This window comes from Paenibacillus sp. ov031 (assembly GCF_900143165.1).
In the GTDB taxonomy this organism is placed as follows: domain Bacteria; phylum Bacillota; class Bacilli; order Paenibacillales; family Paenibacillaceae; genus Paenibacillus; species Paenibacillus marchantiae.
The window spans coordinates 165989-186288 of record NZ_FRDO01000001.1 but is presented as its reverse complement, the minus strand read 5'-3'; the positions used below and the strand labels follow the sequence as shown (position 1 = coordinate 186288).

17 protein-coding genes are annotated in these 20300 nt (G+C 47.5%); 4 read left to right on the top strand and 13 right to left on the bottom strand.

Annotated features, from left to right (window positions below; all coding sequences use genetic code 11):
* Positions 1–44 precede the first annotated feature (44 nt).
* From BUA17_RS00815 to BUA17_RS00785, 7 genes are all read right to left on the bottom strand, one after another.
* Complete coding sequence (locus BUA17_RS00815) at positions 45–1790, bottom strand: sensor histidine kinase (RefSeq protein WP_072732339.1); 1746 nt, start codon at positions 1788–1790, stop codon at positions 45–47.
* A gap of 331 nt (positions 1791–2121) precedes the next feature.
* A complete protein-coding gene (locus tag BUA17_RS00810; RefSeq protein ID WP_072732338.1) occupies positions 2122–2820 on the bottom strand; it encodes a hypothetical protein in 699 nt (232 codons plus the stop codon).
* Between the two features lie 122 nt (positions 2821–2942).
* Positions 2943–4469, bottom strand: a complete 1527-nt coding sequence (locus tag BUA17_RS00805; protein ID WP_072732337.1) for an ABC transporter substrate-binding protein — start codon at positions 4467–4469, stop codon at positions 2943–2945.
* A 182-nt stretch (positions 4470–4651) separates the two neighbouring features.
* Positions 4652–5560: a carbohydrate ABC transporter permease gene (locus BUA17_RS00800; RefSeq protein ID WP_053783705.1), complete on the bottom strand. Its 909-nt coding sequence runs from the start codon at positions 5558–5560 to the stop codon at positions 4652–4654.
* Positions 5561–5577: 17 nt separating this feature from the next.
* A complete protein-coding gene (locus tag BUA17_RS00795) occupies positions 5578–6564 on the bottom strand; it encodes an ABC transporter permease (protein WP_072732336.1) in 987 nt (328 codons plus the stop codon).
* Between the two features lie 174 nt (positions 6565–6738).
* Complete coding sequence (locus tag BUA17_RS00790) at positions 6739–8358, bottom strand: response regulator transcription factor (protein WP_063564734.1); 1620 nt, start codon at positions 8356–8358, stop codon at positions 6739–6741.
* A complete protein-coding gene (locus tag BUA17_RS00785) occupies positions 8333–10132 on the bottom strand; it encodes a sensor histidine kinase (RefSeq protein WP_072732335.1) in 1800 nt (599 codons plus the stop codon). Before BUA17_RS00785 ends, BUA17_RS00790 begins: the two co-directional genes overlap by 26 nt.
* Before the next feature lie 368 nt (positions 10133–10500).
* Here BUA17_RS00785 and BUA17_RS00780 point away from each other — a divergent pair, with 368 nt between their 5' ends.
* A complete protein-coding gene (locus BUA17_RS00780) occupies positions 10501–11937 on the top strand; it encodes a hypothetical protein (RefSeq protein ID WP_064639155.1) in 1437 nt (478 codons plus the stop codon).
* Positions 11938–11950: 13 nt separating this feature from the next.
* On the opposite strand, the gene BUA17_RS00775 is transcribed toward BUA17_RS00780, so the two are convergent.
* From BUA17_RS00775 to BUA17_RS00765, 3 genes are all read right to left on the bottom strand, one after another.
* On the bottom strand, positions 11951–12541 hold the full coding sequence (locus BUA17_RS00775) for a DUF4269 domain-containing protein (protein ID WP_072732334.1): 591 nt from the start codon (positions 12539–12541) through the stop codon (positions 11951–11953).
* A 21-nt stretch (positions 12542–12562) separates the two neighbouring features.
* The gene (locus BUA17_RS00770; RefSeq protein WP_063564738.1) at positions 12563–12769 is read right to left on the bottom strand and encodes a YwbE family protein; all 207 of its coding nucleotides are present in this window, start codon (positions 12767–12769) and stop codon (positions 12563–12565) included.
* Between the two features lie 126 nt (positions 12770–12895).
* Complete coding sequence (locus BUA17_RS00765; protein WP_072732333.1) at positions 12896–13366, bottom strand: hypothetical protein; 471 nt, start codon at positions 13364–13366, stop codon at positions 12896–12898.
* A gap of 200 nt (positions 13367–13566) precedes the next feature.
* On the opposite strand from BUA17_RS00765, the gene BUA17_RS00760 reads away from it, so the two are divergent.
* Both BUA17_RS00760 and BUA17_RS00755 read left to right on the top strand, forming a co-directional pair.
* Positions 13567–14202, top strand: a complete 636-nt coding sequence (locus tag BUA17_RS00760; RefSeq protein WP_053783698.1) for a biotin/lipoyl-containing protein — start codon at positions 13567–13569, stop codon at positions 14200–14202.
* A gap of 8 nt (positions 14203–14210) precedes the next feature.
* The gene (locus tag BUA17_RS00755) at positions 14211–15752 is read left to right on the top strand and encodes a DHA2 family efflux MFS transporter permease subunit (RefSeq protein ID WP_072732332.1); all 1542 of its coding nucleotides are present in this window, start codon (positions 14211–14213) and stop codon (positions 15750–15752) included.
* Between the two features lie 136 nt (positions 15753–15888).
* Here the strand turns inward: BUA17_RS00755 and BUA17_RS00750 are convergent, their stop codons facing one another.
* From BUA17_RS00750 to BUA17_RS00740, 3 genes are all read right to left on the bottom strand, one after another.
* Positions 15889–16665: a polysaccharide deacetylase family protein gene (locus BUA17_RS00750; RefSeq protein WP_063564741.1), complete on the bottom strand. Its 777-nt coding sequence runs from the start codon at positions 16663–16665 to the stop codon at positions 15889–15891.
* Between the two features lie 67 nt (positions 16666–16732).
* The gene (locus BUA17_RS00745) at positions 16733–17671 is read right to left on the bottom strand and encodes an aldo/keto reductase (protein WP_072732331.1); all 939 of its coding nucleotides are present in this window, start codon (positions 17669–17671) and stop codon (positions 16733–16735) included.
* 88 nt (positions 17672–17759) lie between these two features.
* Entirely contained in the window at positions 17760–19784 is a 2025-nt protein-coding gene (locus BUA17_RS00740) for a Na+/H+ antiporter (protein ID WP_063564743.1), read from the bottom strand.
* A 213-nt stretch (positions 19785–19997) separates the two neighbouring features.
* Between BUA17_RS00740 and BUA17_RS00735 the strand changes: the two genes are divergently transcribed.
* A complete protein-coding gene (locus tag BUA17_RS00735; RefSeq protein ID WP_072732330.1) occupies positions 19998–20297 on the top strand; it encodes a hypothetical protein in 300 nt (99 codons plus the stop codon).
* Positions 20298–20300 lie beyond the last annotated feature (3 nt).

Here is a 20300-nt window from a genome sequence, read left to right as displayed (position 1 = left end):
TAGTTCTAATTCTGTGGTCATATGGCGTCTCTATTTCTATCCTTCTATTCAATAAGATGTTTTTCGTCAGTAGGCCAGGACAAGGTAACACGCAGCCCACCAAGCGGTGATTCCGTGACGCTAATTCCCGCCTGCTCCCCATACCTGAGCTGAAGACGCTGGTTAACGTTCCACAACCCACATCCCATCTCTTGGTCCATACCGCCTGTGAGTTTGTGGAGCAGCATCTGCCGGGCCAAGTCATCCATACCTTGCCCGTCGTCATCTACGGTAAGAATCATCATGCCATTTCTCTGTTCTCCGGACACCCGTATTTCCCCAGCTTCGGCATCGGCTTCAATTCCATGAATGACCGCATTTTCCACCAGTGGCTGTACGATTAGAGGAGGCACCTCTTGCCTTAAGAGGTCTTCCGATAAGTCAATTTTGAAACGTATTCGGTCCATACGCATCTGCTGAATCTCCAGATAACAGGTGACGAACTCAATTTCCTCTGTGAGCGGTACCACATCACGCTCCTGCCTCGTCGTATACCGATAGTATCGGGACAGATTATGCGACATGGCAACGACGGCATCGACACGCTTCAGCTTGGCCATGCTCGTAATGAATGAGAAACAATTATAGAAAAAGTGTGGATTAATCTGCGATTGCAGCTGTTTCAGACGGGCTTCACGCACATGAATCTGTTCCAGGTACACGTGTTCAAACAACTGCTGAATCTGCGCCACCATGGAGTTAAATCGTTCGGACAAAAAGCTGAATTCATTGCGTCCTTTGGGTGTAATTCGGACTGAATAATCCTCCTGCTTCAATCGTTGGAATCCACGAATCAACTGTTTGACAGGAACTTGGACCTGTACATATAACAGATAGGCTACGGCAAAGCTCATCAATAGCAGACAGATCATCGCTGAGTAGAACAGTATATTAGATTGATGAATCGGCTTCAGAATAGCCGATAGTGGCATGTAATCGACCAGATACCAGCCGGTCGTGCTGGACTTTACCGTATTAACCATATAAGGCTCGCCGTTAATGACTACCGTCCGGTTATCCACATCCTTAAGCTTATCAATGGCCAGCTTGTCCATCAGCTGACCTGTCAGGGCACGATCCGAGGTGCGGTTATAGATGACCCCCGTCTCTTCCCGGTAATAAAATGGATCATGGCGACCATCGTCCTTGAATTTGTCCAACATATCTCGAATGTTGTCACTGTCGAATTCTAGCTTAATCACGGTTTGCGCATTGGCTGCGGGATCGCTAATGCCGTACGGAGATACGGTGATCCAGCTGAAGATGAATTTATCATCTTCCCCTTCCTGAGTCTTTCGAACATTCCATCCGGAAGATATGTTGCCTCTCAGCGTCTGCTGATCATAATAGCCAGCATCTCTTTCAGAGATGACTCTGCCCAGCGTCGGCGAATAGAGGTACAGTTTCGTTGTCCAGTTGGATGAACTCTCCTGGATGCTCAGCTTGTTCTGAATACGTTTAACCAAATTGATCGTATCCAGATCGAAATATTTACTGTCGGCGTAGATCCGCCGGAAGCTCGCAATATCAGGATCATGGATGAGCAGATTCGGCCACGAGGATAACAACTCGATGTGTGTGTTCACTTGATTTTGAAAAAATTCCAGTTGGTTACTGTTGGAGCGATTGAGTTCATCCCGCAGAACTGCTGTCGTTTTATGGTTGGAATACCAGTACAGCAGCACGACTGGAACCAGCATAATTAGAATTAAAATGACCATTTTGGAAAATAGATTCGTCCGGTATGACATCTGCTTACCTCACCTTGCCTTCATTAGTCAGTGAATCTAATTTTAACGATGAAAGCGTTAAACATAAACTATTTTTTCTAGGCGAATCCGCTCCACAGCACATCTGTTATTCCTGACTTAATCTCTTTAAAGAGACTGTCTATATATCGTAAGCGTTACCATATACATACATAAAGGTGACAAAACCAACTTTTCTGCACTAATTGCAACTTCCACGCAAAAAAAGAGCTGACAACCGCCAGCTCCTTTCTAAACACTATATATTGATTAATTTCTTCTAATTCGCAATGCTCTTCTTATGTATTCATTCTATCTTGCTAACGCAAAATCATTATGGAATATCGTAGTCAAACACAGTGTTCTCTCCATCTACGGCGACATCCATTACAATATCGGTTAGCTTTCCTTTGACTCGCAGTGGGGAGGCAGCCAAACCGGAAAACGCCAGTTGACCTTTAAATGTTCCATGCGGCTCAATCTCTATATGCACAGGCTTCAGCTGGACAGATTGCAGGGATTCATAGAGCGGATCATCCTGGTGTTTGTAACTGCGGGCCAAGTCAGGCAAAAGCACAGCTGCTACAGGCTCTCTGGTGTAATTTTTGAGTGTCAGGTCACAGTTTACTCGTGTAATGCCATTTTCCAGTACATCATAGGTACAGGAGCTATCGTTTTGGACATAGGAAACACCATTGATACCGGATGCCCCCCATTTGGCTACATACATCAATTTATCCGTCATGTAGGAATAACTGAGAACAATAGCGAGAACGATCAGCCAGAGCCGTTTGGCCAGAACCGGATATAATGGCATGATTTCTTTGCGTGTAAGATAGTAGCTGCACGCTAATATACCCATTCCAAAAAATAACGTGATATGCACACCACTTACATAGGATGTGGTATAAGGCGACATGCCTATAGCAGACAACATCGTGTCCCCCACAGAGAAACCGAGGTGATGCTTAAACGTAAAAATGATGCCAAACAGCAATAACATCGCAGAGAACACAAGTCTGGTTCTCGACACACGAACACCCCCTAATCAACCACCTGATTATATCATATATTTCCTTATTATGGTTTACGATCCAAATAAAAAAAGACGCTCCGGTTTTTAACCGAAAACGTCTTTGGTTTTGCAACTCAATTCTACTTTTTCGACAGGAATGCGTCGAGCTGTTCTTGTTTGGCTGCAATGATTTTATCAATACCTGCGGCTTTCAACTTCTCCAGATATTTCGGGATCATCTCATTCGGATCTACTGCACCCGAGGTCATACCCGGTTTGAACTGTTTGTTCACGTTGTTGACCGCAGCAATTTCGTTTTTGACGGATTGGCTATTGAACGTAAAGCCCAGTGCAGGTGACTTAACGCCTTTGGCATTAAACTCCTTGAACTTTTCCCATTTCTGCGGATCTTCATTATCCCAGAGATAGTTCAGGAACTGGTTACCTAGCTGCCATTGTGCACCAGGATTATATGTGCGACTGTTCGCATCTACACCTTCCGGCAAGGTAATAATGTTGTCCTGGCCGTCTTTCTTCACATAATGTGTGCCTTCAATTCCGAAGTTGAGCAGGTTGTTGATTTCTTTGTCGGAATGCAGCAGGTTAATGACTTGCATCGCCTTCTCCGGCTGCTCAGAGGAACGGGAGATCGCCAGCATCGCACCGGAAGCATCTCCGGTTGTAATCGTAGGCTGTGTCATCTCGATCTGGGTCAATGGATATCCGACATACCCTTCTTCTTCCTTATCCTTGCCCGGCTTCATGCCATCGGTCCACAGGAAGGCCTTGCCTGCCTTCGCCTGATCTTTCGGGAATACATTGGAAGTTGCTGCATCACTGTTAATGTATCCAGCCTGATACCACTTGCGTGCAAGCTCAGCCGCTTCCTTGAATTCAGGGGTCTCCACTTCATTCAGTACCGTCGTTGTACCCGCTGTTTTGGAGATGACGCCTGGAACGGATGCATCACCAAGATAATCCCAGTCCAGATTTTCTAACAGCCCGTTACCATTGGTATTGGACATATAGAATGGAGTGATGCCTGGTTCGTTTTCCTTGATTGTTTTGAGCAGCGGCTCCAGGTCAGCCCATGTTTTTACTGCGGTCAGATCGAGCTTGTATTTGTCAGCCAGATCTTTGCGTACGAGTACACCACGCGTCGCAGCTAACTCCTTGTTGGTAGGAACGCCATAGTTTACGCCATCCACCTGAGAACCTTCCAGAAAGGCTGGATCGAGATTTTTCTTGATATCCTGCCCATACTTGTCAAGCAGATCATTGAGCGGCAAGAAAGCTCCTTTTGCCACATTGACCGTATAATTTTGCCAAGCAGCTGTGAAAATAATGTCTGATTTTTCGCCGGAAGAGATCATAAGATTCAGCTTGTTATCCCACTGCCCCCAGTCGATCGCATTAATCTTGAGTGTTGCACCGATCTTGGGCTCCATCTTTTTGTTGATCTCGGCTTCCACCAGAGCTACATCTTTCTGTGGTGTCCCTGGATAATACAACGTCACTTCATAGGGCTTGCCCCCAGTCTCCGCTGCACCGCCACCCTGTGCTTCCGGTGTTGTTCCGCCTTTGTCTGATGAGCAACCTGCCAGCACCAGGCTCAGCGCCATAACTGCTGCCGCGAAACGCGGCCATACCTTAAACGTTCTAACCAAGTGAACCCCTCCCGTCATATGTTGGACCCTGCAACCGATTGCCCCAATTCGCAATGTTCCCCAATCTGCAAAAGTCCGTTCGCTTGCCGGCCCTCCGGCGTGTCTGTACTCGCTGCTTTTTGTATATGCCCTCTCAGGTCCATCTTCAATTATCCGTTGCCCTCTCCGCTAACCGGCCGGAGTTATCCCTTCACTGCGCCTACGGTTAGGCCTTTGATGAAATACCGCTGGAAGAATGGATATGCCAGTACGATTGGACCAATACCGACAACAGCCATCGCCATCTGCAGTGTTTTATTCGGCAGATTTAGCAATCCGCCCTGTGACGAAATCTGTGAAGAGACATTGGAGTTGGATGTTAAATATTGAATATCGAGCAGCGTCCGGTACATAAGGTACTGAAGACTGATCGTCCGGTTATCAGATATAAAAATCATGCTGAGATACCAGTCGTTCCAGTAATTCAATGTGCTGAACAGTGCAACGGTCGCCATCACCGGAAGGGAGAGCGGAAGCACAATACGTGTAAACGTTCTCAATTCACCCGCTCCATCAATCCGTGCCGATTCAAGAATCGATACCGGAATGGAATTAGCGAAGAACGTACGCATGACCAGCACGAAGAACGGCGACAACAGCAGCGGCATGATCAGTGCCAGAATCGAGTTTTTCAAATCCAGTACGTTTACATAGACGAGATACCAAGGGACCAGACCGCCATTGAACAGCATGGTGAAAAAGATGAAAAAGGCGAACCACCCACGATACGGCAAATCTCTTCGGGAAAGCGGATATGCGTACAATGCAGTCAGTGCAACACTCGTTATTGTACCTATCACGGTTACGATAATTGAAATGCCATAGGAATGGATGATCTGATCCATGTCCTTGAACAGAAACTCATAGGCAGTCAGGCTAAACTTCTCCGGAATCAGCTTATACCCGTTTGCAATGACCGTCGTCTCGTCCGAGAATGAGATCGCGAAGACAAGCAGGATCGGCACGATGCAGGCAATGGCATAGAATATAAACATAGCGTGTATGATAGACGCGGAACGCCGCGACACGGCTAATGGATCACGTGATTTCACAGCTGGCTTGCCTCCTCTCAAAATAATGCATTATCTTTGTCCATTCTCCTAACGATGGTATTGGATACGAGAACAAGTACAAATCCGACAACAGCCTGATACAGCCCGGCTGCCGAGGACATCCCGATATCGCCTCCAATAAGGAAGGTTCGGTACACATACGTATCCAGAACGTTCGTAACCGGGAACAATGCGCCCGATTCCAGCGGAACCTGGTAGAACAGACTGAAATCCGCGTAGAAAATACGACCGATCTGCAGCAATGTCATAATCACGATCAGCGGTACGAGAAACGGAACGGTAATGAAGCGAATCTGATGCCACTTGCTCGCGCCATCCAGCACGGCTGCTTCATAATATTCCTCATCGATGCCTACCACTGCTGCCAGATAAATGACGGCATAATAACCGATATTCTTCCATGTGTTCACCAGTGGCAAAATGTACGGCCAGTACTTGGGCTCCGAATACCAGTCAATTGGTTGTCCGCCAAAGAGCTGAAGAATCGTTGAGTTCATGAAACCCGAATCCTTGCCGAGAAACGCGAGCACCAGATAGCTGACTACAATCATCGACAGAAAATACGGAAGCAGCATGAGTGACTGATACAATTTGGACATCGCCTTGTTCTTCACTTCATTCAACAAAATCGCAAGCCCTACACCTACAAATAAATTCAGAGCAATAAATACCGTGTTATATGCGAGCGTATTACGTGTGATCTCCCAAGCATCGCTGGTGGAGAATAAATACTTGAAATTATCCCAGCCGCTCCACGGACTGCCCCAAATACCGTCGGCATAGTTTACATTTTTGAATGCAATCAGAACGCCGAACATCGGCATATAGTTGTTCACCAGCAGAAACAGAATGCCTGGCACAAACATGAGATACAAAACCTTGAATTTACCTAGATTGTACAGGACAGACTTTCGTTTTCGAACCGGTATGTCCCTTCCATCCGATAGACGTGCTGCCTTACCCACCTGGGGTTGTGTCTTCATAACTTGTTCTCCCTCACTCCTCTTGAATTTCATCCTCAGGATGAAACACCGCTGTGTCTCCTGTGGTTCAAGTATACGGCGGGGCGTTCAGGTCCACTATCTGCTGTGGTGACCTGTTCACTGATCAAATTATGACTTTAGGGCACAAAAAAACAAAAGACGCAGCATGCTGCGTCAAATCTGTACCGTTCGGGACTGTTTGCGAAACTCCTGTGGGGTAATGCCCGTGCACTTTTTGAACATTTTCGTAAAATGAGAGTAATTGTAGTAACCGACCTTGCCTGCGATATCCGTCACTTTCACAGTAGACTGGGACAATAATGTCTTCGCTTTGGCTACTCTGCGCTGGAGAATGAATTCGGAAAGCGACATGCCCTTTTCTTTACGAAAAAGGCGGGATAGATAGGCTGGATTAAATCCGGCAAAGGATGCAAGTTCTTCTCGCATCAACTCTTCACCAATATGATTTTCAATGTAAATGCATAACTGGTCCACAATCGTCATTGGACTGTGATCGTCCGGGTACAATACCGGTATGGCACGACTGATCAGGTCTGATGTCCACTGCTTCAGTTGGGGCAAAGAACGTGTCACAACGTTTTCTTCCGGCTCCCGTTCTCCGGGATACAGGCTGCGTACAGATACATTTTTCTGATGCAGCAACGGGTAGATTACATGCAGCATCGCATGATAATACAAGCGCAGAATTTCCGGTGACAAACGCTCCTGTGAAGCCAGTAATTCAAAGATTTCGTCCACACGCTCGCGCAGGTCGTCAAACTTTCCCGTTTCGAACAGGATGGACAGCTCGGAGAACCACGGTATTGGCAGAAAACGATCCTCCGTATCTCGGCCTACCTCGTCATAGATGAAGACCCCTTCAAGCTCGTTGATATTGCGACGCTCCATGTCCATCAGCTCATTCAGCATCCCCTGTAAATCTGTAACAGCAACCGGGACTCCGACGTAACAGGACAATCGACAATAAAAATAGGTACCACACTCCTGAATATAGCTCTGACATCCTTGTGCCATTTCACTCGCCGTAGGTATGATACCGTCCTGTTCGTATGCAAGCACAATATTTAGCCCACTGTGATCCTGAAACACTTCCCCAGGTTTGTCACCAAGCAGCATTTCCTTGGCAGCATTGCGGAGCGCATATTCCAGCACCTCCTCGTCACGCAGATCGAAGTCTCGCACCCATTCTTCGACGGAAATGACAATCGGCAACACGCGCACGTGCGGATCAATCTCGGCTCCATAGACCTCGGCCAGCTCCTGCAGCTTTTGCTGGGTTAAGGTTACGCGCTGTGAGATGGCGTCTTTCCAGAAACGCTCGGTCAACAGTGGTTTATGCGTTTGCCAGCGTTTGTACACCGTCTCATATACTTCATTGGTGCGGGAACGCTGCTCGTCATCCTTGATTTTGTCCATTGCCTGGCTCACAACCTTGATCAGCTGGTCTGCGGGAGCAGGCTTCAGCACATAATCGAAGCTGTTCAGCTTGATTGCCGTCTGGGCATAATCGAACAGGGCATGACCTGTAAGAAAAATCGTCTGCATGCCGGGATCATGCTTTAACACCCAGCTTTGCAGATCCAGTCCCGTTTCACCCGGCATCTCAATATCACAGATCATAATATCAATGGGATGGGATTTCATCAGCATTCTCGCTTCTTCCGCATCACCAGCACTGAATACCTGGTCGATTCCGGCCAGGCTCCAGTTCACCCCTTCCACCATCGCTTGCAAGGCGTATACTTCATCATCCACGATCAACAGGTTCCGCATAGGCTCTCCCTTCTTCTTCTTCCGTCTGAGCGGGCATATGAATATGGACTGCTGCCCCTCCTTCAGTCTGATTGCTGAACTGCAATCCGGCATGTTCGCCGTACTTTACAAGCAGCCGATGAATAACGTTCCAGATGCCAATGTGCTGTCCACCCGGATCTTCGGCGTATTGCCCCTGTTGCAGGCGCTCCAGTATGTCTTGCTCAAATCCAACACCGTTATCTGTAATTGAAAGTTGAAGAACCGAAGACGGTTCAGGATCAGATAACGTTTTCGACTTCCATGCTCTTATGCAAATAACAAAAGGCTCTTTGCGCCGCTGGAAGCCATGAATAATGGCGTTCTCCACAAAAGGCTGAATCGTTAAAGGCGGCAGCACATAATGCCCCAGATCCGGTCCGACATCCAGAACGAAATCCAGCTTGTTGGGAAACCTCAGCTTCTGAATCTCCAAATAATGACTGATATGTTCCAATTCTTCATCCAATCGAATAACACGTTTGCCTGCACGCAGGCTGAACCTGAAATAATCTGCCAGATGCCCCGCCATCTGCTGCACCAGCTCATGCTTTTGCAACGAAGCCAGGCTATGAATGATATTCAATGAATTCAGGTAAAAGTGAGGATTAATCTGCATCTGCAATTGTTTAAACTCTGCTTCTCTTGTGCGCAATTGTTCCTCATACACATCTATCTTCAGATGCTGGATCTCACTTGTCATCTGATTGAAGCTGTGTGTGACAAACTCCAGTTCAGATGAAGACGGCGTCTCAAGCCTCACATCAAGTTCTCCTCGGCTGACCCTCCTCATCCCACGTATGAGCACATTCATTGGACGGAACAGGAGCTGCCTGAGAAAAATCATAGCTGTTATCAGGATGACTGCTGCACCAATCGGAAGCAGGCGAATGATCTGCTGAAAAAATGGCAGGTTTCGCATCATATCCTCCTCTGGCAGCAGGACAACATAGTTCATCTCAGACATGGCTGAGGGAATGCCAAGCATCAGGTACTGACGTGCACTGCCTATAGACGTCACTTCAGAGATCACCTGGTACGGATTATTCAATCCCGTGATATGGGCTGCGGCCAGTTTGATTTGTGCCGAGTTCAGGGCTGAATCGGACAGCGCCCCGCCATCTGCTCCCACGATGACTGCACCTCCCCGGTCACCGGACTCCGTGAATTGCTCGGGGTGATTCAGTGCATTCATGTCCACCAGCGCTCCCGCATAGAACTGGGCATTGATCCGCACCGTTTTGACCAAGGCATTCCATGTGCCTCCCCGAACGATGCTCCACTCTGGCTTCTGGATTTCCCCCTCCAGCTGCTGCATCTGGACCGGCATGCTCTCCTGCACAATCGACATTTTGACATCATAATTGCCCGAGGTAGCGAGTAACAGATCGTCATTCACGGCATCGTACAGAAAAAATGAATCGATCAGATTATAAAATCCGATATCGGTCATGAATTTGTTCATAATGCGCTGTTTCGCAATAATATAATCACCGCTGCCGTATTTGAGAAAAAACAGGGAAATAATGTCCGGGTCTCGCTCGCCCAGACTGTATAAATACCGATTGGTCTCCTGCAGCACACGCTCGTTCTGCTCCACACTCTTTGCAAGATGATTCATATTGGTGAGAGACACTTGATCACGTACAACTTTCATGGCATATACGTTGTTGTAATATAGCAGCATGAATAGTGGCAGCATGATCAATGTCAGACCCACAATAAACTTAAAGCGCAGTGAACGGATGAAATTCATGAATTCCCGCCCTTTTGTTTAATCTAGATTTCAGTTCTTTTACACATTGTTGTAACCGCTATCAAGATCAAGCGATTTCTCCTGTTTTTTTGATGCTCTACCACTGTATTTCTTCCATCTTCTTCCTTATAATGGCATGTTTATTGTAGTCATACTTGCTTGCATCTGTCTATGTGGTTCCGTGACCTGTCAGTGTCAATTCTGGTGACTTGCTCTTGGCTTACAGTACGTGTTCGAGGGTCCATGCTCTAATTAGTTCTCCATCTGTAAAAAAAATCCTGCTCCACACTCCACGAACGCCCGGTGATGACATGCATACGATATATCACTCCTTGGATTGACATCAAGGATGTAAGGAGGCATGTCCGATGAATATACAACTCGTCCCATTGCATTATGTATATCTGGCTTTTATCGTCTTGATTATCGCCGTCATGGTTCGGCGTAGAGACACAACCATCATTTGTGTCGCAGGTATCATGACCATTGGACTCCTGGCGACTGAAACATTAAGCGGATCGGTTTCCGGAATCTTCAGCAGTTTTATCTACGCAGCCAAGGAGCTGCTCAGCACCATTTTTATCATCTCGATCATTGTCGCCATGAGCCGGGTATTAATCCGGACGGGGATCAATGAAGTCATGGTGACACCACTCACCCGGTTCATCCGTTCTCCACAGGTCGCCTATTGGGGAATTGGATTCATTATGATGATCGTATCACTGTTTTTCTGGCCCTCTCCTGCCGTTGCCCTGGTTGGAGCTGTACTTCTTCCGGTAGCAGTACGAGTCGGACTTCCTCCCATCGGCGCTGCCATTGCCATGAATCTGTTCGGTCACGGCATTGCCTTATCAGGGGATTACATTATCCAAGGGGCACCCAAACTGACAGCTGATGCAGCTGGCCTTCCCGTTACCGCTGTTATGACTGCAAGTATCCCACTTGTCATAGTGATGGGGACGGTGTCTACCGTAACGGCATTCTGGATGCTGCGCAAGGAGATGAAGTCAGGTTCCCCCGTTAAACTCAGTGATCCGATCTCTGGTGAAGCAGTAACCGTTCATCCACCTTCGTCAGACTCTGCGCCGATTTCCGAGGAGCCAGCCGTTCAACGTCAAGCAATGCCCCCACGTTTGCAAAAGGCATTCGCTCTGATCATCCCATTGTTATTCTTAGTCGACGTCATTCTGATGTTTTTACTTAAATTACAAGGCGGTGATGCCACAGCACTAATTGGTGGAACGGCCGTGCTCATTCTGATTGCCGTATCACTTGCCGCGCATCGTCATACAGGTCCGGAAGAAACAACAAACTATTTAATTGAAGGATTTCAGTTCGGATTCAAGGTGTTTGGTCCTGTTATCCCGATTGCCGCTTTCTTTTATCTTGGGGATGCTGCGATCACAGAACTGTTCAACAACCCGCTGCCTGCTGGATCACACGGGATTGTGAATGATTTAGGGGTTGCTCTTGCAGGGCTAGTGCCATTGAATAATACGGTAGGTGCTATAACGATGACTGTGACCGGAGCGGTCACGGGAATGGATGGTTCGGGGTTCTCTGGAATATCCCTGGTCGGCTCCATTGCGTCCATGTTTGCAGGCTCGGCAGATTCCGCACCTGTATTGACGGCACTGGGTCAGGTCGCCGCCATATGGGTAGGCGGTGGGACCTTAATTCCATGGGCCTTAATTCCAGCTGCTGCCATCTGTGGAGTCAGTCCATTTGAACTGGCACGACGCAATCTGAAACCGGTACTGCTGGGATTAACAGTTACTACTATCGTTGCTATCTTTCTAATCTGATTACTTAACCGTGCTATTCGAACTGAAAAGACGTACGCAAGCGGGCCCATTGCCAAAGCTCATCCTTACTCATTGCGGCCAGATGAAGCATTTCCTCATACGGGTCTCCCTGAAGTCCTAATACAGTAGCGAATGCAGGCTCCGTCTTCAAGCCTTCCAGCTTCAGTTTGCGAATTTCCCGATGTCCTGCTGCACCCCAGAGTTGCAACAATCCCCACTCTACCAGCATGTGAATATAAGCATTCTGCCTGCGTACAGATAGGGACTGAGCGAAAATCTCTACAGGCCAGTTTCCAATTTCCACACTACAGGTCACATAAGGACGCTGGCCAGCATGGCCATCCCCCCTGTCGCATCGAAAACCCTGCATTCCGCCCAGATGTTGGTGCACCAATGTTTGGAACGCCTCGAGATCCGCTGCCTCACATAATAGATCAAGATCACTTCCAGGAATATCAATATCAATCGGCACTGTTCCAGCCGGATAAGGCTGATAAGCTGCCAATATGCTTAACAATCCACTGGATTGCAACACCTTATACGCATCCTGCTGACGCTCGTTCCCCGAGGCCAAATGTGCCATTACATCCGTAGTTGTAATCATGTCACACCCTCGGGTAGCGGCTCATTCTGACGCTCCTGTAACGACTTGTTTCACTCGACCCACCTGTCCACTGGTCAAACGCACTTTGATCCCATGCGGGTGTGTGGGCGATTTGGTCAACAAATCCTTCACGATACCGCGTGTCAGTTTGCCTGTCGGCTGATCTTGCTTGAGCACGATATCCACTTCAAGACCCGGTTTGATATTTACTCGTTGTTGTCCATTCATGGGTTTCCCTCTCCTCTTCAACGTATTCCATGTCATGTAGCCATAATTTAGAAAGCTTCATCTATTGTAGACGTTTTGGATTGAAAACGAAAGCCATGACCAATGTTCAAAAACATAACTGAACTGTTATTTCCGCTTTGAAGAGGGATCAGAAGATTTGCTTTTCATCACTTTCAGAGCCGATCGATAGACTTCATCTGCACTCTTTTCAGGTTCTTTTGTCTCCGTCAGCACCGTTTCGTCTTCCACTTCGGCAGGTTTACGGAAATGAAGCAATGCTTGGCGATAAGCTTGATCACCATCTGTAGTCTGCGTCTCTCTTTTCTGTGGTGAAGGGGTCACTTCCGATGTAGAATCCATCTGATGAATTTCTGTTTGCCTACGATCCTCATGTTCCAAAACTTCTTTATGCTCTGCCTGTTCGTAAATTCTGTCTTCCTTCCGGGATCGATCTTCTTCATGCAGCAGGACAGGCCCTTCATCCATCTCTGTTATTTTGGAAGCTCTTGCTTCTGCAGCCTTGCGGGACGATCTGGAGTTATAAATCATCAGAAACACAACCCCAATAACAACAATTACCACCAAAATGATCAACATATGAGCATCCTCCTTATCATCCGCCTGTAGGCAGCCTTAATCAATATATTGGTGCCCTATTCTGCGAATAATATTTCACCTTGTTTCGTATAGAGCGACAAAGTAGCGGGAATGCTCCAAACAGGATTGTCAGCAGAAGACTTTCAGCACCAATCAAAGAGAAGGTTTACAGAAAACCGAATTGAGGAGGAATGATCAGCATGAATTCACGTGCCATTTTGATCAATATCATTGTTATACTGGTGATTTTGGGAGCCGGGGCTGCCGGGATCTACTATTACAACCAATCCACCAGCTACGTTAAAACCGATAATGCGCTTGTTACCGGGCAGCCTATCTCCGTGGCTTCCGCAGTAGGCGGTGAGCTTCGATCCTGGAAAGGCAAGGTAGGTACAACATTTAATGCAGGCGATACCGTTGCCACCGTCACCGCTGCGGGAAAATCAACATCCGTGACGATGCCTGTTGATGGCACCATTGTACAACAGACCGCCGTCGAAAATTCACTAGTATCTGCAGGTACGCCCCTCGCACGGGCCTATGATTTCAATAACCTGTACGTGACGGCCAATGTAGACGAGACCGCGATTGATAAAATTAAAGCGGGTCAGATCGTCGATGTATATGTCGATGCTTTTCCAGACACCACATTGACTGGCAAAGTAGACCAGATCGGACTTGCCACTGCGTCCTCCTTTTCACTACTGCCGTCGTCCAATACCAATGCGAATTACACCAAAGTAACACAAGTCATCCCGATCATCATTACGATCGAAGGATATAAAGGACTGGGTGTGGTTCCCGGCATGAGCGCTACCGTGCGCGTTCATATCTAAGGCTGCTGATGGATAATCAAGTACCTCTTGGGAAAACCATCGCTGTCCTGCTGCTCGGCGCCTTTATCGCCATTCTGAACCAGACTTTGCTCAATGTAGCCATCCCCCATCTGATGAATGACTTTAACGTATCAGCAACGACCGTGCAGTGGCTGTCCACAGCCTATTTGCTGGTGAACGGGGTACTCATTCCGATTACCGCCTACTTGATTGAATCGTTCGGAACCCGCAAATTATTCGTGACTGCGATGCTGTTGTTTACGTTAGGTTCGCTGATCTGTGCCATCAGTCCTGGATTTACGGTCATGCTCATCGGTCGTATCGTACAAGCCAGTGGGGCTGGTATTATTATGCCTTTGGTTATGAACGTGTTTCTGACTGTTTTCCCTCCTGAGAAACGGGGAACTGCCATGGGCACGATGGGTATTGCCATGATGTTTGCTCCGGCTATTGGCCCGACATTATCTGGATGGATCGTGGAACATTATACATGGCGCATTCTGTTCTATATGGTCATTCCGCTTGCCTTGCTTGATATTTTGTTTGCCTTCATTTGGCTGAGAAATGTGTCCAAGCTTACTTCGCCGAAATTTGATGGTTTTGGCGCATTATTCTCCACCATCGGTTTCGGCTTTCTGTTATATGGATTCAGCTCTGCCGGAGATAAAGGCTGGACCAGCGCGACAGTGCTGTTGACACTCATTATCGGCGTGCTCTTCATCGTCTTCTTTGTTCTCCGAGAAACGGCTATGAAGAACCCCCTGCTGGAATTTCGTGTATTCAAATACGACATCTTCACCATCTCGACGCTGGTCAGTGCAACGATTAACATGGCACTCTTTGGCGGGATGCTGCTGCTACCGATCTATCTGCAAAATATAAGGGGATTCTCTCCCCTGCAATCCGGGTTGTTGTTACTGCCTGGTGCATTGCTAATGGGCGTCATGTCTCCCATCTCAGGAGCGCTGTTTGACCGGATTGGCTCTCGCCCCCTAGCCATTGTCGGTTTGATCATTACTGCCATCACCACCTTTGAGTTTAGTAAGTTGACGGGGGAGACGCCTTATGGTCACATCATGATGCTATACACGTTCCGGAGCTTCGGCATGTCCATGCTGATGATGTCTGTACAGACAGAGGGGTTAAATCAATTGCCGCCTCATCTCACCAGTCATGGTACGGCCATGTCCAATACGGTCAGACAGGTCGCAGGTTCAATCGGGACCGCCCTGCTCATTACTGTGATGGCGACACGTGCAGGTATTCATTTGGCGGATTACAGCAACACCGTGACTACAACCAATGTAGCACTGACAGAACAAGTCGGTATGCTTGGCACGCAAATGGCTACTGCGGCAGGAATGCCGCCTGAACAAGGCACCAGTCTAGCATTACAGCAGCTCTATGGTATCGCTGTTCAGACGTCAACCATTGAAGGCATTAATGATGCTTTCATTGTAGCGACCTGGATTTCGATCATTGGTCTGTTTCTGTCGTTATTCCTGCGGCGGGCTCGCTCCCGTCCTCGTAAAGTCAAAACTGAACGCTAAAATGGCGTTGGACCACCCTATATCCCCTATACAACCCTGTATCACAGATCAGATCCGCAAGCTTCACTTAGATCAATTGAAACAATAAAAAACCGCAAGTCTCTTTAATCCAGAGACCTGCGGTTTTTGGCTTGCGCTATGGATGCTGGGGTAAGGATGAATTGTCATCCTTGGCAGCCTCTCTCGCCTTAACAGCAAGCAGTTCCGATACGGTTACAAAACGATAACCTTGCTCCTGCAGCTTAGGCAGAATCGTTTTTAGCGCAGCAACCGTCTGGGACTTGCCCTCCACCTTGTCATGAAACAGAACAATGTCCCCGTTACGTGCGTTCTTCAGCACTTTGTTCACAATGGCTGATACGCCTGGTGAAGCCCAATCACGTGTGTCCTGATGCCAGGACCATAGCACAATCGTATAGCCTTGCTGCTTGGCGACCTGAATGACCATGTCATTGTAATAGCCTCCCGGGGGTCTAAACAACGTCGGACGCTGCGCCCCTGCTCCAACAATGGATTTCTCCGCTATGTTCATTTCATGGCTGTACTTATCCGCCCTTGTTGACCTGACCGCGTACGTATGTGCATACGTATGATTGGCGATTTCATGTCCTTCCCGCTGCTCCTGTTTGATCAGGTCAGGAAACTTTTCCGCCCATTTGCCAAGCACAAAAAAAGTGCCTTTGGCCTGATACTGCTCGAGTAAAGCCAGAATTTGCGGGGTCTGGACCGGATCTGGCCCATCATCAAAGGTCAGTGCGATGAGTTTGTCATGTGTGGGAACCTCCCACACAATCTCTCCCCGTTCCTCATAATACTGTCGGTTCTTCTGCACAGGTTTGGCGTAGGCAGAACTGCTGCCAAGCAAAAAAACCAGCGTACACAATCCGATGCATCGGGCTGCCTTCAGGTTCATGTTTATGTCCTCTCTTTATCTTCAAACGTAAACTCCCTGTTAGCATTTCCCGATTCACCAGAACTATTTAACGAAATATTTGATCAATGACTGCAATTTCCTCAGCTGTGAGCTCAACATCCAGTGTTTTCAGATTGTTGATGACCTGCTCTGGTTTCTTGGCACCAGGAATGAGCGCATCAATGGACGGCTGAGTCAGGTACCAGGCCAGAACGAGATGGGCGACCTCAGCATCCTTGGACTGTGCAATGCTGCGTAGTTGTTCCACCTTGTCCAGATTCTGAATAAAGGCTTCCCCTGTGAATAACGGGTTCTTTGCCCGTCCATCCTGGAAGGTTGTATCACGATTATATTTGCCACCCAGCAGACCTGCTGCCAGAGGGAAGTAAGGTACAAAAGAAATGTCATGCTCTGCCGTATAGGGCAGCAATTCCTTCTCCGCTTCTCTTTTGAACAAATTGTATTCAGACTGCAGCACATCCACATCTCCATTCCGATTTGCCTCACGCAGCTGATCAATGGAGAAATTGGAAACTCCGATGGCACGGATTTTACCTTCGTCCTTCAAACGTTTCAGCGCACCTACAGCCTCATCCTTCGGTGTAAGTTCATCCGGGAAATGAATATAGAACAAGTCAATATAATCTGTCTGCAAGCGTTTCAATGCCTCATCTACAGAGGTTTTGAGGAAAGCAGGCGAGTTATCAAAGACTACGTTGCCATCCACGAATTTATGTGCAGCTTTTGTTGCTATAATAGTATCTTGACGCTGACCCGTTTCTTTCAGCACTTCACCAATTAAGCGTTCTGAATGCTCAGGTCCATAGATGAAAGCAGTATCCAAAAAGTTAATGCCCTGTTTCAAAGCTGTACGAACGACATCCTTACCTGTCTCATCATTCAGCATATTCGGATAGATGTTATGTCCTCCTACTGCATTAGCCCCCAATCCAATCGGGTTAACAATCAGATCGGTTTTGCCCAAGCGAGTACGTTGTTCTGCCATGTCTCATCCATCTCCTTTTCTGAGCGTTGGTAACTCACATATATTATATCAGAGGGTTAAGCATATTTAAAATATCGGGTTTATCGGATTAGGTGTTTTTCAGCGCTGTAGCTTCCACATCATTGATGAAACGGCGGAGTTTTGCAGCCACATCGCGGTTAATTTCGCCATTTTCGTATAGCTGCTGTATGGTATTGCGCTGCTCCTGCATCGCCACCATTTGCAATTCCAGCTTTTCCTGATCAAATGGATCTTCCGTTTTGCCCTGATTCCAGGTGCGTAATTTGGCAATTACCCGCTCATATCTAGAGATGACCGACAGAGCCACAATCCGGTTACTATCGTTCATATGAGCACGAATCGCCTTGATCGCTGCTTCAGAGGTACGCATCTTCACTTGACGGAACAGATCTGCATTTTCAATCATAAATGGCTGATCCGGCTTCCGTGAACGATTCGTAAACACATGTCCAAACAATCGTCCAATTTCACTGAGTGAGAACATCATCTGTGTATTCGTGCGGTTTGCAAGCATCATTTCCTTTCGATCCAACCAACTGTTACATCTAAAGGCGGCTTCCGAAGCAATTACATTTTCATCCATCATATTCTCAATTTCTTTGCGTTCAGCCCGTGTACCGATGAGATTAATGGCTGTTTCCTGTTTTAAAATGTCCTTGCGCTTACCGGCAGTAAGCTCGCCAGCCGCCTGCCTGATATACTTCGACAGATCGGAAACAACCGCAAGCGCAGCAGCTTTATTCTGGTCGTTCATTTCCGACTTCACTGCACGAATGGCAGCATTAAGCATAATATCCTGTGCTTTTCGTTCCGTCGTTTGCGGTGTACCTTCTTCTGCTTTATCTTCGTTCTTCGCAAGAATAGGAAGGAACACACTTGCAGCAATCAGAGTGAACAGTATCACACCTGCGGCCAGGAAAATGATCAGATCCCTTTCAGGAAAAGGAGACCCGTCTTGGAGAACATAAGGAATGGAGAATGCCCCCGCCAGCGTTACAGCCCCTCTCACACCCGAAAGAGTAATGATCGTAACTTCTTTCAGCCGAGGCTTCCCGCTCGACAACGCCTCACCGGAATTTTCATTTCCTTTCCAGAACAGATAGATCCAGACAAAACGAAGTACCAACAATAGCACTGAAATGAGGCCCACATATCCGAGTACTTGAAGGTTATCAAACGAGACATTCTCGAAGATGGTACTCAGCACATCCGGGATCTGTACCCCCAGAATGACAAAGACCAATCCGTTCAAAATAAATAAAATGACAGACCAGGTACTGGCAGATACCACCTGCATCTTCAGTTGTACAGACTCGGTCCGATCACGCTCAATAGCATGAATGATCCCGCCAGCGACGACCGCAAGAATGCCTGAAACACCGACCTCTTCACTGACCAGATAAATGACGAAGGGCGTTAGAATTTGCAATAACATATGAATCGTTACATCTTCCATCCCCAGACGCCGAATCCAGACACCCAATCGGATCAACAGGAATGATAATAAGGCACCAATCAGCAACCCGCCAATCGCGATAAGTATAAAACTAAATGACGCCTGAGCCAGGGAAAATACCCCTGTAACCGTGGCGGCAATCGCAAATTTGAATGCAACCAGACCGGATGCATCATTCATTAATGCTTCTCCCTCAAGAAGCCTATGTATGCTCTTGGGTAAATGCACACGACCTGCCATAGCGCCTACAGCCACAGCGTCTGTCGGGGACAGAATTGCCGCAAGTGCAAAAGCCGCAGGAAGCGGAATGGTTGGAATGAGCCAGTGAATGGCATATCCTGCCACGACAACCGTTACAAATACAAGGCCCAGGGCCAGCAAAAGGATGGGCGCTCTTAGATTCCACAGCTCGTGCCTCGGTGTTCGCTTCCCGTCGTTGTACAGCAACGGAGCGATAAAGAGTACGAAAAACAATTCCGGATTCAGTGGCAGATGCACACCCGCAGGTAATAGTGCAATGGCTACACCGAGAACAATCTGAATCAACGGAATGGGGATAAAGGGTACAAATCGGTTCAAAATATTCGATAAACCGATCAGTACCAGCAAAACAAGCACGGCGATAAATAGTTCCATGATGACAATCCCTTTCCGTATAATGAAGTGGTGAAAACCATTTTGTGTACCTTATTTTAACATAAACCAAAGTTTATTATAAAAATGTTGTCATATTAATACCCGTCCAAAGCGAATGGACAACAGTCCGATTGCAGATTTCTGATTGGTTCTGTTTATAAGATGTTACAATATGCTCAGGACAATACCCGTTTGGAAAGGAACTTGGTGTCTATGGCATTTGGAATTAAACGACAGGAGCTGGCCGAGTGGAAAGAACGTGTATCTCGTGGCGACCTTGCCTATCTCACTCATTTCTGGATCGACAACCGTTTTCCGGGCATTACCAGTGTGACCAAAGTGGGCTGTTCGGATCTGAAACGGCTTGAGGACTGGTGTAGAGAGCATGGACTCGACCCACGTTACATCCATCGGCGTCAGCCTTTCCCCCATTTTGACCTGCTCGGTAAAAAACAGAAGGAAATTCTGATCCAGGAAGGTCTGACTGATCACATTCAACGTTTCCATCTTTAATTG

Bases quoted from the DNA above. Each gene is read 5' to 3' on its own strand.
- BUA17_RS00780 (WP_064639155.1), top strand. From the start codon at position 10,501: ATGAATATACAACTCGTCCCATTGCATTATGTATATCTGGCTTTTATC.
- BUA17_RS00775 (WP_072732334.1), bottom strand. From the start codon at position 12,541: ATGATTACAACTACGGATGTAATGGCACATTTGGCCTCGGGGAACGAG.
- BUA17_RS00745 (WP_072732331.1), bottom strand. From the start codon at position 17,671: ATGGCAGAACAACGTACTCGCTTGGGCAAAACCGATCTGATTGTTAAC.
- BUA17_RS00815 (WP_072732339.1), bottom strand. From the start codon at position 1,790: ATGTCATACCGGACGAATCTATTTTCCAAAATGGTCATTTTAATTCTA.
- BUA17_RS00760 (WP_053783698.1), top strand. From the start codon at position 13,567: ATGAATTCACGTGCCATTTTGATCAATATCATTGTTATACTGGTGATT.
- BUA17_RS00750 (WP_063564741.1), bottom strand. From the start codon at position 16,665: ATGAACCTGAAGGCAGCCCGATGCATCGGATTGTGTACGCTGGTTTTT.
- BUA17_RS00755 (WP_072732332.1), top strand. From the start codon at position 14,211: ATGGATAATCAAGTACCTCTTGGGAAAACCATCGCTGTCCTGCTGCTC.
- BUA17_RS00785 (WP_072732335.1), bottom strand. From the start codon at position 10,132: ATGAATTTCATCCGTTCACTGCGCTTTAAGTTTATTGTGGGTCTGACA.
- BUA17_RS00765 (WP_072732333.1), bottom strand. From the start codon at position 13,366: ATGTTGATCATTTTGGTGGTAATTGTTGTTATTGGGGTTGTGTTTCTG.
- BUA17_RS00770 (WP_063564738.1), bottom strand. From the start codon at position 12,769: ATGAATGGACAACAACGAGTAAATATCAAACCGGGTCTTGAAGTGGAT.
- BUA17_RS00795 (WP_072732336.1), bottom strand. From the start codon at position 6,564: ATGAAGACACAACCCCAGGTGGGTAAGGCAGCACGTCTATCGGATGGA.
- BUA17_RS00790 (WP_063564734.1), bottom strand. From the start codon at position 8,358: ATGCGGAACCTGTTGATCGTGGATGATGAAGTATACGCCTTGCAAGCG.
- BUA17_RS00735 (WP_072732330.1), top strand. From the start codon at position 19,998: ATGGCATTTGGAATTAAACGACAGGAGCTGGCCGAGTGGAAAGAACGT.
- BUA17_RS00740 (WP_063564743.1), bottom strand. From the start codon at position 19,784: ATGGAACTATTTATCGCCGTGCTTGTTTTGCTGGTACTGATCGGTTTA.